Annotated in this window: 18 protein-coding genes; 6 read left to right on the top strand and 12 right to left on the bottom strand. The window is 66.5% G+C overall.

Annotation, left to right across the window (positions count from 1 at the left end):
- Positions 1–86: 86 nt before the first annotated feature.
- Together J1N50_RS14220 and J1N50_RS14215 are read right to left on the bottom strand one after the other, a co-directional pair.
- Positions 87–542, bottom strand: a complete 456-nt coding sequence (locus J1N50_RS14220; RefSeq protein WP_215354719.1) for a hypothetical protein — start codon at positions 540–542, stop codon at positions 87–89.
- A gap of 3 nt (positions 543–545) precedes the next feature.
- A complete protein-coding gene (locus J1N50_RS14215; RefSeq protein ID WP_246553536.1) occupies positions 546–932 on the bottom strand; it encodes a DoxX family protein in 387 nt (128 codons plus the stop codon).
- Between the two features lie 203 nt (positions 933–1,135).
- Here J1N50_RS14215 and J1N50_RS14210 point away from each other — a divergent pair, with 203 nt between their 5' ends.
- The 3 genes from J1N50_RS14210 to J1N50_RS14200 are packed head-to-tail and all read left to right on the top strand — an operon-like array spanning position 1,136 to position 2,677.
- On the top strand, positions 1,136–1,594 hold the full coding sequence (locus tag J1N50_RS14210; protein ID WP_215354716.1) for a carboxymuconolactone decarboxylase family protein: 459 nt from the start codon (positions 1,136–1,138) through the stop codon (positions 1,592–1,594).
- 26 nt (positions 1,595–1,620) lie between these two features.
- Positions 1,621–2,472 carry a sigma-70 family RNA polymerase sigma factor gene (locus tag J1N50_RS14205; protein ID WP_215354721.1) on the top strand — a complete coding sequence of 284 codons (852 nt, stop codon included), beginning with the start codon at positions 1,621–1,623 and terminating at the stop codon, positions 2,470–2,472.
- A 19-nt stretch (positions 2,473–2,491) separates the two neighbouring features.
- Entirely contained in the window at positions 2,492–2,677 is a 186-nt protein-coding gene (locus tag J1N50_RS14200; protein WP_215354713.1) for a hypothetical protein, read from the top strand.
- Positions 2,678–3,041: 364 nt separating this feature from the next.
- Here J1N50_RS14200 and J1N50_RS14195 read toward each other — a convergent pair whose 3' ends face one another.
- Complete coding sequence (locus J1N50_RS14195) at positions 3,042–3,971, bottom strand: isopenicillin N synthase family dioxygenase (RefSeq protein ID WP_215354711.1); 930 nt, start codon at positions 3,969–3,971, stop codon at positions 3,042–3,044.
- 133 nt (positions 3,972–4,104) lie between these two features.
- Here J1N50_RS14195 and J1N50_RS14190 point away from each other — a divergent pair, with 133 nt between their 5' ends.
- Entirely contained in the window at positions 4,105–4,530 is a 426-nt protein-coding gene (locus J1N50_RS14190) for an EVE domain-containing protein (RefSeq protein WP_215354707.1), read from the top strand.
- A gap of 3 nt (positions 4,531–4,533) precedes the next feature.
- Here J1N50_RS14190 and J1N50_RS14185 read toward each other — a convergent pair whose 3' ends face one another.
- From J1N50_RS14185 to J1N50_RS14150, 8 genes are all read right to left on the bottom strand, one after another.
- Entirely contained in the window at positions 4,534–4,848 is a 315-nt protein-coding gene (locus tag J1N50_RS14185; RefSeq protein WP_215354704.1) for a PilZ domain-containing protein, read from the bottom strand.
- An 82-nt stretch (positions 4,849–4,930) separates the two neighbouring features.
- The gene (locus J1N50_RS14180) at positions 4,931–5,521 is read right to left on the bottom strand and encodes an SOS response-associated peptidase family protein (RefSeq protein ID WP_215354701.1); all 591 of its coding nucleotides are present in this window, start codon (positions 5,519–5,521) and stop codon (positions 4,931–4,933) included.
- Positions 5,522–5,523: 2 nt separating this feature from the next.
- Positions 5,524–5,922 (bottom strand): alternative ribosome rescue aminoacyl-tRNA hydrolase ArfB, encoded by a 399-nt coding sequence (gene arfB, locus J1N50_RS14175; RefSeq protein WP_215354697.1) that lies wholly within the window; start codon positions 5,920–5,922, stop codon positions 5,524–5,526.
- Positions 5,915–6,598: an RluA family pseudouridine synthase gene (locus J1N50_RS14170; RefSeq protein WP_215354694.1), complete on the bottom strand. Its 684-nt coding sequence runs from the start codon at positions 6,596–6,598 to the stop codon at positions 5,915–5,917. Before J1N50_RS14170 ends, arfB begins: the two co-directional genes overlap by 8 nt.
- Before the next feature lie 7 nt (positions 6,599–6,605).
- The gene (locus J1N50_RS14165; RefSeq protein ID WP_215354692.1) at positions 6,606–7,430 is read right to left on the bottom strand and encodes a DODA-type extradiol aromatic ring-opening family dioxygenase; all 825 of its coding nucleotides are present in this window, start codon (positions 7,428–7,430) and stop codon (positions 6,606–6,608) included.
- A gap of 4 nt (positions 7,431–7,434) precedes the next feature.
- Positions 7,435–8,037, bottom strand: a complete 603-nt coding sequence (wrbA, locus tag J1N50_RS14160; protein WP_215354689.1) for an NAD(P)H:quinone oxidoreductase — start codon at positions 8,035–8,037, stop codon at positions 7,435–7,437.
- Positions 8,038–8,105: 68 nt separating this feature from the next.
- Positions 8,106–8,702, bottom strand: coding sequence for an FMN-dependent NADH-azoreductase (locus J1N50_RS14155; RefSeq protein ID WP_215354683.1), 597 nt, complete (start codon positions 8,700–8,702; stop codon positions 8,106–8,108).
- 87 nt (positions 8,703–8,789) lie between these two features.
- Positions 8,790–9,488, bottom strand: a complete 699-nt coding sequence (locus tag J1N50_RS14150; RefSeq protein WP_215354681.1) for a pirin family protein — start codon at positions 9,486–9,488, stop codon at positions 8,790–8,792.
- Positions 9,489–9,625: 137 nt separating this feature from the next.
- Here J1N50_RS14150 and J1N50_RS14145 point away from each other — a divergent pair, with 137 nt between their 5' ends.
- Both J1N50_RS14145 and ctrA read left to right on the top strand, forming a co-directional pair.
- Positions 9,626–10,561, top strand: a complete 936-nt coding sequence (locus J1N50_RS14145; RefSeq protein ID WP_215354678.1) for a LysR family transcriptional regulator — start codon at positions 9,626–9,628, stop codon at positions 10,559–10,561.
- A gap of 196 nt (positions 10,562–10,757) precedes the next feature.
- Positions 10,758–11,465, top strand: coding sequence for a response regulator transcription factor CtrA (gene ctrA / locus J1N50_RS14140; protein ID WP_058457016.1), 708 nt, complete (start codon positions 10,758–10,760; stop codon positions 11,463–11,465).
- A gap of 68 nt (positions 11,466–11,533) precedes the next feature.
- On the opposite strand, the gene J1N50_RS14135 is transcribed toward ctrA, so the two are convergent.
- Entirely contained in the window at positions 11,534–11,908 is a 375-nt protein-coding gene (locus tag J1N50_RS14135) for a RidA family protein (protein WP_215354675.1), read from the bottom strand.
- Positions 11,909–12,077 lie beyond the last annotated feature (169 nt).

Here is a 12,077-nt window from a genome sequence, read left to right as displayed (position 1 = left end):
GGGGCATCTCGACTTCGCTCGATGCGAACGGATCAGGTTGGGCTCACGTCCACTTCCGGTCGAAACCGGCCGCCACACCGCTTGCGTCACCCCGACGTCGCGCCGTTCATTCCGCGCCGCGCGGTGCAGAACGTCCGCAGCGCGACGGCGTCGTGATAGGCATTGTGCGGCACATCGCTGAGCTCGGCCGACGAGAAACTCACCACCTCGGCAAGCTCGAAGCTCACCGCCGAGACGATCAGCCGCCGCCCGTCGCTGGTCGCGAGCAGGCGCGCGGCGTGGACGATGTCTTCGGGCCAGTCGGCGACAAGCACCGGATGCGGATCGGGCGCCAGATAATCGGCGAACGCATCCTGCAAGGCTTCATAGGCGACGGGGTCGGTGTCGAGAACCGGCAGCACATGCGCCGCGACCCAAGGTGTCGGGTCGCGGCACTCCACCGCACCGTAGAAGCGCGGGTGATCGGCATTCTCCGGCGCGAGGCCGATCGAGATCAGCGCCCCGCCGAAGCCGTTGAACTCGGCGTCCAGATAATAGCGCACGCGCTATTTCGCGCGCGCGGCATCGACGCTCCAGATCCCGGCGCCGCGCGTCGCGATGAACAGGAAGATAAAGCAATATAGGGCGATCGTCTCGCCGCCGTTGGCGATGGGATAGGGGCCCTGGCTGCCATGCGCGACCCAGTAGCCGACCGCCGACATGCCGCTCGCGATGAAGGCGGCGGGCCGGGTCGCAAGCCCGATGATGATCAGCGCGCCGGCAACGATCTCGATCGTCCCGGCCGCCTGCAGCATCGGGTTCAGCGGATAGGGAAAGGCGGTCGGGAAATTGAGAAATTTCTGCACGCCGTGCGCGAGAAAGAGCAATCCGGAAACGATCCGGAGCAGGGCATAGGCGCGGTCGCCGTGGTCGTTGAGAAACTTCATGGTCATCCCCCTCTCTTGGTCTGGATCGGGCGATGCTAGTGCAGCCCCGCAGTCAGAAAAAGCGCATTATCCGAAACGGTGCGTTTCCAACGGCTTGGGATGCCATCGCATCCAAATGTCGCCTGCCGCGCGAACTTTTTTCGCGCGCCATGTCACAGGCGCCCGCGCTGTCTCGTCATGCAGGTACAACCCGATGAAGGAGACATGCGATGACCAAGGTGACCGACCCTTATGCCGCCGCCCCGACGCTGATGAAGCAATGGACCGCGACCGGCTTCGCCGTCGAAAAGAGCCTCGACAAGACGCTCGTCGAACTGGTGAAGATCCGCTCGTCGATCCTCAATGGCTGCGCCAACTGCATCAACATGCACACGATCGACGCCCGCGCGCATGGCGAGACCGAACAGCGCATCTACCTGCTCGCCGCGTGGCACGAAGCTCCGGTCTATACCGACCGCGAACGCGCCGCGCTCGCCTGGACCGACGCCTTGACCCGCATGTCGGAAGGGCACACACAGAAGGCCGCGAAAGATGCGCTCGAGGCGCATTTCACGCCGGAGGAGCAAGTGAACCTCACGCTGCTGATCAACATCATCAACGGCTGGAACCGCATCGCGGTCGGCTTCGACCTCTGGTACGAGGGCGGCGTGCTGGTGAAGGCGGCCTGATGACCCCCGCGGGCATTCGCGGCGGGATGGAAGCGGGCGCGGACGCGGCGGCGAGTTTCGATCCGTTGCGTCCGCTCCTCACCCGCGTCGCCTATCGGATGCTCGGATCGGTCGCCGATGCCGAGGATGTGGTGCAGGATGCCTTCATTCGCTGGCTCGGCACCGACCGCGGCGCGGTGCGCGAGCCCGCGGCCTTCCTTCGGCGCACGGTGACGCGGCTCTGCCTCGACCAGCTCAAATCGGCGCGCGCGCAGCGCGAGACCTATGTCGGCCCCTGGCTCCCCGACCCCCTGGTCGAGGAGGAGGAAGACGACGATGTCACGTTGCCGCTCATGCTCGCGCTCGAACGGCTCTCCCCTCTCGAACGCGCCGCCTTTCTTCTGCACGACGTCTTCGGCGTCGAGTTCGACGAAGTCGCGAAGACGATCGACCGTGACGCCGCCGCGACACGCCAGCTCGCCGCGCGGGCGCGCTCGCACGTCCGCGACGCGCGTCCGCGCTACAAGCTGGAGAAAGCGCGCGGCCTCGAAATCGCCAACGCTTTCTTTGCGGCCTCGCGCAGCGGCGATATGCGCGCGCTCGGCGCGATGCTCGCGGCCGACGTCGGCATGTGGTCCGACGGTGGCGGCAAGCGCCCGGCGGCGATCGTGCCGGTGCTCGGCTTCGATACGGTGATGACGCTGCACCGCAGCCTTGCCGTGCTGTTCGGCAAATATGGCTCCACGCTCGTGCAAGTCGGCACGATCAACGGCTTGCCGGGCTTCGTCACCCGCGAGGCCGACGGCGAGTTCCAGACCACCGCGCTCGAGATCGAGGACGGCAGGATCGTCGGCATCTATGTGATGCGCAACCCCGACAAGCTGAAGCATATGCATTGACCGAACCGGGGCGCCGGCCATGACCGACGCCCCGACCCGCGACCCATCCTATCCGCAGCAGGGAAGGCCGCAGCAAGCGCCGAGGGCGCAGCATGCGGCGCTGAACGCTGCCGGAGAGGCGGCAAAGGCGGTGCTGCTGACAAAGGCGGCACCGATGGCGGCAAATTTGATAATCGTCTTCATGGTCATTCTCCTGATGGTTTGATGGTCTGATCGGATCAGGAGGCGCGCGGAGGCGGATGAGGCGGCGGCGTTCCGGTCCCGGCGCGCTGCGCGACCGAAAGGACCGGCAAAGGGGCCGTCACCGCGATGCGCGGCGTGCTGTCGCCCTGTTCGGCGGCGATGATCTTCGGTGTGCAGGAGGGGGCGCACCCCGCGCCCGGGAGGGTGCAAGGTTGGTCGCCGTCGCAGCAATCGGCCGTGCTTCCGTCCCGGCAATAGGTCGGCCCCGTCGCCGCGTTCGCCGGCCCGAGGGCCAGCATGAGCAGGGCGAGACAGGATAGCAGCAGGCGCATACCCGTTCTTCGCACGGCATTGCGGGACGGTTACGACATGCGAAGCCGTTTGCGCTATTTTTTCAGCCCGATCTCGCGCAGCCGTTCCTGCAGATACTCGTCGGCGGTGATCGGCGTCGGATAGAGGTTCGGGTGCGCGGCATCGATGCAGCTTGGCAGCGTCTCGATCGGATAATCCGACCGGAAGTGGAGAAAGAAGGGCATCGAATAGCGCGCGAGGCTGGCGCGGCCTTCGTCGGGGTTGCGAACGCGGTGCGTGGTCGAGGGCAGGCGGTTGTTCGTCAGCCGCTGCAGCATGTCGCCGACGTTGACCGCCATCGCTCCCGGCGGCGGCGATACGGGAAGCCAGCTGCCGTCCTTGTCGAGGATTTCGAGCCCCGCTTCCTCGGCGCCCAACAGAAGCGTGATCGTGTTGATGTCCTCATGCGCCTCGGCGCGGATGCCCTTCGCGGGTCCTTCGACGGGCGGATAGTGCAGCAGGCGCATCACGCTGTTGCCGTCCTTCACCGTGTCGTCGAAGAAATCGGGCGCGAGGCCGAGGTAGCGGGCGATGCCCGAAAGAAGGCGGCCGCCGACGCGGTCGAATTCCGCGAACAATTTGTCATAGACGGTGCGGAAACCCTCGACTTCCTTCGGCCACACATTGTTCGGCTGCTGCGCGGCGAGCCGGTGCCCCGCGGGCAGATCGCGCCCCACGTGCCAGAATTCCTTGAGGTCGACTTCCTTCGCGCCTTTGGCGATCTCGGTGCCGAAGGGGGTGTAGCCGCGCGCGCCGCCGCCGCCGGGAATGTGGTAGGCGCGCTTGACGTCCTCGGGCAGCGCGAAAAAGGCCTTCGCCTTCGCCCAGGCGTCGTCGATCAGCTCGGGGTCGATGCCATGGTCGGTGATCATCGCGAAACCGAAGCGCTCGAACGATGCGCCGAAATCCTTTGCGAACTGGTCGGCGGGGAGCGACATGGAAATAACGGGAACGGCAGCAGTCATGCGTAATAGGTCCATCTGATAGGGGCGGCGCCTGCAGGGGCGCGGGATGAGTCGCGATCTAGGCGCTGCGGCGTGCCGGTTAAAGGGAAAAAGGCGGTTCCACCCCGCGCAGGGCTCGGCTAAGCCCGCCGCCATGGCAAAGCAATATTGGCTGATGAAATCCGAACCCGACGCCTATGCGTGGGACCAACTCGTCAAGGATGGGACGGGAATGTGGGACGGGGTGCGCAACCACACCGCAAAGCTCAACCTGATGGCGATGAAGGTCGGCGACGAGGCGCTCTTCTATCACAGCAATATCGGCAAGGAATGCGTCGGGATCATGAAGATCACCGAGACCGCGTCGCCCGATCCGACGGCGGAGGAAGGCTCGCCCTGGGTGATCGTCCGCGTCGCACCGGTGCGCGCGCTCAAGCATCCGGTCACGCTGGCCGCGATCAAGGCCGATCCGGCGCTCGCCGACATGGACCTCATCCGCCAGTCGCGCCTTTCGGTCGGGCGCGTCACGCCTGCCGAGTGGAAGCATATCCTGAAAAAGTCGGAAAAGCCGGCGGGCTGATCCTCAGCGCAGCTTCACCTGCAGATGCTTCGCGACCGACGGGTGCAGCGGGTGGGTGAACTCGCAGCCATAATTGTTGCCGTCGGCACGGCGGATGATCGCTTCGAGCGGTTGCAGGCCGGGCAGGCTGACCCAGATCGCCTTGCCGATCTGCGGGCGCGAAAATGTCACCATCCGGAAACCCGTCGAGGACAGGTCGTACAGCTCGACGTCGAAGGGATTGAAGCCGGGCTCGCGGAAGCGGGCCCGCGCCTGCACGGGCGCGCGTTCGGCGCGGCGGCCCTTCGTGGTCGGCTTGGTGTTGGCGTTGGTCAGCACGTCTGTGTTCCCACCCCGTTGGTCGATTCGGGGCGAATTTAGCGCACCGTTGGTTATCGCAAAGTGAAGCGAATTGATGAAATTACGGGTAGGGATAAGTGTCGTCGACCGTCATCAAATGGCTCGGGAAGGGGGTGACGAGATGCACGGCGTCGCGCCAGTCGGCGGTCAGCCAGCGCTCATGATCCTCGGCGTGCAGGATCAGCGGCATCGCGCCAGGCGCGAGGCGTTCGAGCAGGCCGTTCGGATCGGTCGTCAGCAGCGCGAAACCCGGCCAGTCCTCGGTCTGGCGCTGGATTCCCGCGAAGGCGAAGATCGGCCGCCCGGAAACCGACGCCCAGCGTCGGCGTTTCGCGCCCGCCGCGCCCGACCAGACGGCAAAGCTCGTCGCCGGAATCAGGCAGCGGAGCTCCGGGTGGCGGAGTGTCCCGATCCAGAACGGACTTGTCAGGTTGCGGACGGTGGCGACGGGCTGCGTGCCTTGCGGCGGGGGCGGGACGCCCCACAGTTTCGGGCGCAGATAGCGGCGCGGCCCGCCGCGGCTGTCGGGGGCGATCACCGGCGCCGGGCGGCCGGGGGTGACATAGCCTCCGGTCCAGGGATCGTCGCCCGCGTCCACCCCTAAAACCCCGGAAATCTGGGCCGCGCTGGCGTCGAGCCGGTAAAGCTGCATGGCTAGTCGAGACGCACGCGGCCGCGGCCCGCCTTCACCGAACCGCGCGCTTTCTTGGTGTCGACCCGGCGGGCCTTCGCGGCCTTGCTCGGCCTGGTCTTGATCCGCTTCTCGGGCCGGACGAGCGCGGCGTCGACCAGCTCGTTCAGCCGCGCCCGCGCGTCGGCGCGATTGGCTTCCTGGGTGCGAAAGCTGCGGGCGAGAATGACGAGTTCGCCGGCGGAGGTCATCTTGCTTCCCGCGAGCGTCTTGAGCCTGCGATAGGCATCGGGCGCGAGTCCGAGTGCGAAGACATCGACGCGCAGCTGGCACGCGGTTGCAACCTTGTTCACATTCTGCCCACCCGGTCCCGATCCGGCGAGAAATTTTTCCGTAATCGCGCTTTCGGGAATGTCAGCCACGCGTCGGCGCCGCGCCTTCCGGCGCCGCAAATCCGAGCGCGACGAAGCGATCGGGAAAGGGCGCCTCGGCAATTACTGGCGGCTTGACGTCACGTTTTACGACGAGCCGTTCGGCGTGGAGCATCGTCCGATCCTTCGCACCGCCCTTGCCGTAAACGGGATCGCCGACGATCGGAAAGCCGAGCCCCTCGAGTGCGTGGACGCGCAGCTGGTGCGTGCGGCCGGTCTCGGGGCGAAAGCGCAGCAGCGCGCGGCCGCCCGCTTCGGCGAGCTTTTCCCAATGCGAGACCGAGGGCTTGCCTTTCGGATCGACGACCATCCGCCAGCCCTGTTCGGCGGTCGAGGTCTTGCCGAGCGGCAGGTCGATGATGCCGCGATCGCCCGCGGGCACGCCGTCGAGGATCGCGAGATACTGCTTCTCGACCGCGCGCTCCTCGAAGGCGCGGGTGAAACGCCCGTGCGCCTTCGGATTGCGCGCGAGCAGCAGGCAGCCCGAGGTGTCGCGGTCGAGCCGGTGGACGGGCAGCGGCCAGCGCTTGAACCCAAAGCGCAGGCTGTCGAGATGATTCTCGAGGCTGAGGCTGCCGTCGCGCGGTGCGTCGACGGGCAGGCCCGCGGGCTTGTCGATGACAAGCGCCTCGCCGTCGAGGAAAAGGATATGGTCTGAAAGAAGCATCGCCGCGCTATACGGCGACGCTCTCCTCGCCGAAAGCGTAAACGTCCATCGCCAGAAACGCATAGGTCGTGCTGGCATGGAGGCGCTTTGCGTGCAGGCCGTCGCCGTCGGCGCCTGCCCCCATTGCCACGAACAGCGGCAGGATATGGTCGGGCGTCGGATGGTTGTCCTTGCCGTGCGGCGCGCGCTCGACCGCATGGAGCACATCGTCGATCGCATTGGCCTCCATCCGGCCGGCGACCCAGGCCGTGAAGTCGCTGACCCATGCGGGCGCCGGGGCGCCGATCGCCGGGCGCGTCGTGAAGAAGGCGCGGAGATTATGCGTGATGCTGCCCGATCCGATGACGAGGACGCCTTCGTCGCGCAGCGGGGCGAGCGCCTGCCCCAGCGCATAATGCCATTCGGGAGATGCGGCAGAGGCGATCGAGAGCTGGACGACCGGAATGTCGGCTTGCGGATAGATCACCGACAGCGGCACCCACGCGCCATGGTCGAGCCCGCGCTCCGGATCGGCCGCGACGGCCAGACCGTGCGCGGCAAGCAGGTCGATTACGCGCTGCGCCAGCGCCGGATCACCCGGCGCCGGATAGCGCATCGCGAACAGCTCTTCCGGGAAACCGCCGAAATCGTGAACTGTCGGCGGCGCGGGCGAGGCGGTCACGGTCGCTCGGCCGCCTTCATACGCCGCATCATGATGTGCCGACACGACAAGGATCGCGCGCGGACGCGGCAGCGAGTTGCCCAGCCCGGCGAGGAAATCCCGCGCCGGGCTGGGCTCGAGCGCCATCATCGGCGAGCCATGCGAAAGGAACCAGCTCGGGAGACGGCGCATCGGTTCAGGCGATCAGCTTGGCGGCGGTCTTCGCGACGCGCTCGCCCAGATAGCGGGCGCCACCGAGATCGGCTTCGCTCGGCTGGCGCGAACCGTCGCCGTCGGCAACCGTCGTGGCCCCGTAAGGTGCGCCGCCCTTGACCTCGCCGACACCCATCTGGCCGGCATAGCCATAGTCGAGCCCGACGATGGTCAGGCCGAAGTGGAGCAGGTTGGTCAGCACCGAGAACAGCGTCGTTTCCTGCCCGCCATGCTGCGTCGCGGTCGAGGTGAAGGCCGCGCCAACCTTGCCGCCCAGCTTGCCCTGCGCCCACACGCCGCCGGCAGTGTCCCAGAAGCTCGCCATCTGGCTCGCCATGCGGCCGAAGCGCGTCGGGGTGCCGACGACGATCGCGTCATAATTCGCGAGCTCGTTCGGATCGCTCAGCAGCGGATGCGCGGTGTCGGTCTTGAAGCCCGCGGCCTCGATCACCGCCTGCGGGGCGGTTTCGGCGACGCGGCGGATGTCGACCTCGGCGCCTGCGGCGCGCGCGCCCTCGGCGACGGCATCGGCCATCTGTTCGACATGACCATAGCTCGAATAATAAAGCACCAGTACCTTGGCCATCGTTCAGTCCTTTCCTTGCAGAGAGGCCGCCGCCACGCGGGAGGAAACGCGCGGCGGCGGCTTGGGGGTCAAGCGGCCTGCTTGAGCTCGTCGATTGCGGCGGTTGCGCGGGTCACGGCATCGCCATCGATCATCTGCTGACCGGCGTCGATCACGGTGACGTCAGTGATGCCGACGAAGCCGAGAACATGGCGCAGATAGCCGGTCGCGAAATCATAGTCGCTGCCGACCGGCACGCCGCCGGTGGCGACGACCAGATAGGCCTTCTTGCCCTTCAGCAGCCCTTCGGGGCCGGCTTCGGTGTAGCGGAAGGTGCGGCGGGCGCGGGCGATGAGGTCGATCCAGGCCTTCAGCGACGCCGGAACCGCGAAGTTGTAGAGCGGCACGCCGATGACGATCGTGTCGGCGGCTTCGAGTTCGCCGATCAGCTCGTCCGATGCTGCGAGCGCGGCCTTCTGATCGGCGCTGCGGGCATCATCGTCGGTGAAGTTCGCGCCGACCCAGTTTTCGGTCAGCAGGGCCGGCGGGGTCTGGGCGAGGTCGCGCACGGTGACGCTGGCGCCATAACCCTGTTCGACCAGGCGGGCGACGAGCTTGTCGGCAAGCTGGCGGGTGGTCGAGCCCGCGTGGCGCGCGCTCGCATCGATACGAAGAATGTGGCTCATCGTGTTACTCCTTCAATCTGAACTTGGTGAAAAGGGGGTGGGCCGCCGCCGACGGGGAGGGGCTTGGCGGCGGCCCGGGGGACTTCGTCAGAGGCTGTCGACCAGCACCAGTTCGGCGTCGTCGAGTGCTTCGACCTCGATCGTTCCGACGTCGCGGATCGCGATGCCGTCGCGCGGGTCGGCATCCTGGCCGTTGACGCGGATGCGGCCCTTGGCGGCGACGAGATAGGCGTGGCGGCCGGGGCCGAGGTCGTAGGCGAGCTTTTCGCCCGCCTCGACCGTCGCCGCGGCCACACGGGCGTCGGCGCGGATCGGCAGCGCGTCGTCATCGCCCTCGATCCCGCTCGCCAGGGTCACGAACCGGCCCGACCGGTCGGCCTTCGGAAATTCGCGCTGGCCCCAGCCCGGATTGCCGCCCTCTTGGGTGGGCATGATCCAGATCTGGAACAGCGTCGTCTCCTCGTCCTCGAGGTTGAACTCGCTGTGCATGACGCCGGTGCCCGCGCTCATCACCTGGACGTCGCCCGCCGCGGTGCGGCCGGCATTGCCCATTGAGTCGCGGTGGCTGATCGCGCCGCTGCGGACATAGGTGATGATTTCCATGTCGCGGTGCGGATGGGCGGGAAAGCCCGACTGCGCCGCAATGGCATCGTCGTTCCAGACGCGCAGTGCGCCCCAGCCCATGCGGGCAGGTTCGTAATAGTCGGCGAAGGAGAAATGGTGACGGGCATCGAGCCAGCCGTGATTGGCATGGCCCAGCGTGTCGAATTTACGGATATCGATCATGGCCTTGTCCTTCCCGGGTGCGGCCTTGCCGGCATTGGTGCCGGACCGCGCCCTTGTGTTGAGGACAAAATAGGCTTTGGGATCGTTTCGAAAATAGCGTAGATGGAAAATCATCGTTTCCATTTTTGAGGTATTGGATGTCGCTTCCCGATTATGAGGGCTGGGCCTGTTTCGCCGCGGTTGCCGACAATGGCAGCTTCACCGCTGCCGCCGCGTCGCTCGGCCTGTCGAAGGCGAGCGTGTCGAAAGCGGTGACGCGGCTCGAGGCGTCGCTTGGCATCACGCTGCTGCTGCGCAGTTCGCGGCAGGTGACGCTGTCGACCGCCGGGGCGGGGCTGGTCGACGAGGCGCGGGCGATGGTCGCGGCGGCGGTGTCGGCGACCGAGGCGGCGCGCGGCGACCGGCGCGACCTTGCCGGGCCGATCCGCCTCGCCGCGCCGATGAGCTTCGGGATCAAGGTGCTCGGGCGTCCGCTCGCGGCCTTCCTCGAAAGGCATCCGGCGGTCGAGGTCGACATCATCCTCAGCGATGCGCGGAGCGACCTGGTCGCCGAGGGGATCGACCTCGCGCTCCGCATCTCGCGGATGGACGATTCCAGCCTGCTCGCGCGGACGATCGCGCCGGTCGCGGCGTCGGTGATCGCGAGCGAAGCCTATCTGGAACGCCACGGCACGCCGCGGCATCCGCTCGAACTCGCCGGCCACCGGCTGGTCGGATACGGGCACCGCGAACGCGCGATGCCGCTCCACTTCCACCGCGAGGGCGAGCAGGCGACCGTCGTCCCCAGCGGACCCCTGTTCGCGAACAATGGCGACATCGCGGTTCCCTTGCTCGTCGCGGGGGGCGGGATCGCGGTGCTGCCCGACTTCATCGCCGACCAGGAACTGGCGTCGGGCGCGCTCGTCCGCATCCTCACCGACTGGTCGCTGCCGCAATCCTACCTGCATCTGCTGTCGCCGCCGTCGCGGCTGCGCCCGGCGCGCGTGACCGCGCTGGCGGACTTTCTGGTCGATGTCCTCAAGCGCTCCTGCACCGGCGCGCATGACGATCATCTCGCCCGGCGAACGGAATGAATGTGGTGCAAAATGGCCACGGAATTCGCCGCGACTCGTGGATTCCTGCGGGTTAAACCAAAATTAACCTTTTCCCTTCATTAGTTTCATGGTTAATGTTCCGGCAGTCTCGCGAGCGGGGTCCGGTCGGCGCATCCAGGGGGGTCGTGCGATCGGGTTCGCGGGATCATCGTGGGAAACAGTTAAGGGGTGCCCAATGCGCGTACTGCTGATCGAGGACGAGCCGACGACCGCGAAGGCGATCGACACGATGCTCACCACCGAGGGCTTCAACGTTTACACGACCGATCTGGGCGAAGAGGGCCTCGATCTGGGCAAGCTCTATGATTACGACATCATCCTGCTCGACCTGAACCTGCCCGACATGCACGGCTATGACGTGCTGAAGAAGCTGCGCACCGCGAAGGTGCAGACGCCGGTGCTGATCCTGTCGGGCATTTCGGAAATGGATTCGAAGGTGCGCTCGTTCGGCTTCGGCGCCGACGACTATGTCACCAAGCCGTTCCACCGCGACGAGCTGGTCGCCCGCATCCATGCGGTCGTCCGCCGGTCGAAGGGGCACAGCCAGAGCGTCATCAAGACCGGCAAGCTCGCGGTCAACCTCGACACCAAGACGGTCGAGGTCGACAGCGTCCGTGTGCATCTGACCGGCAAGGAATATCAGATGCTCGAGCTGCTTTCGCTCCGCAAGGGTACGACGCTGACCAAGGAAATGTTCCTGAACCACCTCTATGGCGGCATGGACGAGCCCGAACTGAAGATCATCGACGTCTTCATCTGCAAGCTGCGCAAGAAGCTGGCGCTCGCCTGCGGCGGCGAAAATTATATCGAGACGGTCTGGGGTCGCGGCTATGTGCTGCGCGATATCGATGATGAGGGGAATGAAGTGCGCCGGGTCGCCTGAGCCGCTTTAAGCCAGTTATTATACGGGGACCCGGCGCGGAGCGATCCGCGCCGGTTTCCGTTTGGGCATCAGCCGGCGGTTTTCGCCGGGTCGGCGATGGCCTCGATCTCGATCCGGAAGCCGAAATGCAGCGGTCCGGTCGCGATGACGCTCCGCGCCGGCCGCGCGGCGCCGAAGAAGGCGCCATATACGTCGTCGAGTTCGTCCCAGTCGGCGATGTCGGTCAGATAGACCGTCGTCTTGACCACCTGCGAAAGGTCGGCGCCCGCGCTTGCGAGCACCGCGCGCAGGTTGGAAAGCGCCTGTGCGGCCTGCTCCCGGAACGATGCCGCCGCCAGCGTCGTGTCGCGGCCGGGCCGCAGAGGGAGCTGCCCCGACACGAAAATGAGGCCGCCGCCGAGGGTGAAGGGCGAATAATGCGGACCTGTGCTGCCCGATGTCATCTCATGCCTTTCCCGACCATGTCGCCGACGATAGCATGGCTTTTGGGCGGGCGGCCGAAAAATGGCTGGGTGACGGGTTGCGACCGGAAGTTGTCCTGCCTTGTCCCGTCACCCCGGACTTGATCCGGGGTCCATTCGCGCAGCGCTGGAAAAATGGATTCCGGATCGA

Source organism: Sphingopyxis soli (genome assembly GCF_018682675.1).
GTDB lineage: Bacteria > Pseudomonadota > Alphaproteobacteria > Sphingomonadales > Sphingomonadaceae > Sphingopyxis > Sphingopyxis soli.
This window is presented reverse-complemented; position numbering and strand designations above follow the sequence as displayed.

Bases quoted from the DNA above. Each gene is read 5' to 3' on its own strand.
- J1N50_RS14215 (WP_246553536.1), bottom strand. From the start codon at position 932: ATGACCATGAAGTTTCTCAACGACCACGGCGACCGCGCCTATGCCCTG.
- J1N50_RS14210 (WP_215354716.1), top strand. From the start codon at position 1,136: ATGACCAAGGTGACCGACCCTTATGCCGCCGCCCCGACGCTGATGAAG.
- J1N50_RS14205 (WP_215354721.1), top strand. From the start codon at position 1,621: ATGGAAGCGGGCGCGGACGCGGCGGCGAGTTTCGATCCGTTGCGTCCG.
- J1N50_RS14200 (WP_215354713.1), top strand. From the start codon at position 2,492: ATGACCGACGCCCCGACCCGCGACCCATCCTATCCGCAGCAGGGAAGG.
- J1N50_RS14195 (WP_215354711.1), bottom strand. From the start codon at position 3,971: ATGACTGCTGCCGTTCCCGTTATTTCCATGTCGCTCCCCGCCGACCAG.
- J1N50_RS14190 (WP_215354707.1), top strand. From the start codon at position 4,105: ATGGCAAAGCAATATTGGCTGATGAAATCCGAACCCGACGCCTATGCG.
- J1N50_RS14180 (WP_215354701.1), bottom strand. From the start codon at position 5,521: ATGCAGCTTTACCGGCTCGACGCCAGCGCGGCCCAGATTTCCGGGGTT.
- J1N50_RS14170 (WP_215354694.1), bottom strand. From the start codon at position 6,598: ATGCTTCTTTCAGACCATATCCTTTTCCTCGACGGCGAGGCGCTTGTC.
- J1N50_RS14165 (WP_215354692.1), bottom strand. From the start codon at position 7,430: ATGCGCCGTCTCCCGAGCTGGTTCCTTTCGCATGGCTCGCCGATGATG.
- wrbA (WP_215354689.1), bottom strand. From the start codon at position 8,037: ATGGCCAAGGTACTGGTGCTTTATTATTCGAGCTATGGTCATGTCGAA.
- J1N50_RS14155 (WP_215354683.1), bottom strand. From the start codon at position 8,702: ATGAGCCACATTCTTCGTATCGATGCGAGCGCGCGCCACGCGGGCTCG.
- J1N50_RS14150 (WP_215354681.1), bottom strand. From the start codon at position 9,488: ATGATCGATATCCGTAAATTCGACACGCTGGGCCATGCCAATCACGGC.
- J1N50_RS14145 (WP_215354678.1), top strand. From the start codon at position 9,626: ATGTCGCTTCCCGATTATGAGGGCTGGGCCTGTTTCGCCGCGGTTGCC.
- ctrA (WP_058457016.1), top strand. From the start codon at position 10,758: ATGCGCGTACTGCTGATCGAGGACGAGCCGACGACCGCGAAGGCGATC.
- J1N50_RS14135 (WP_215354675.1), bottom strand. From the start codon at position 11,908: ATGACATCGGGCAGCACAGGTCCGCATTATTCGCCCTTCACCCTCGGC.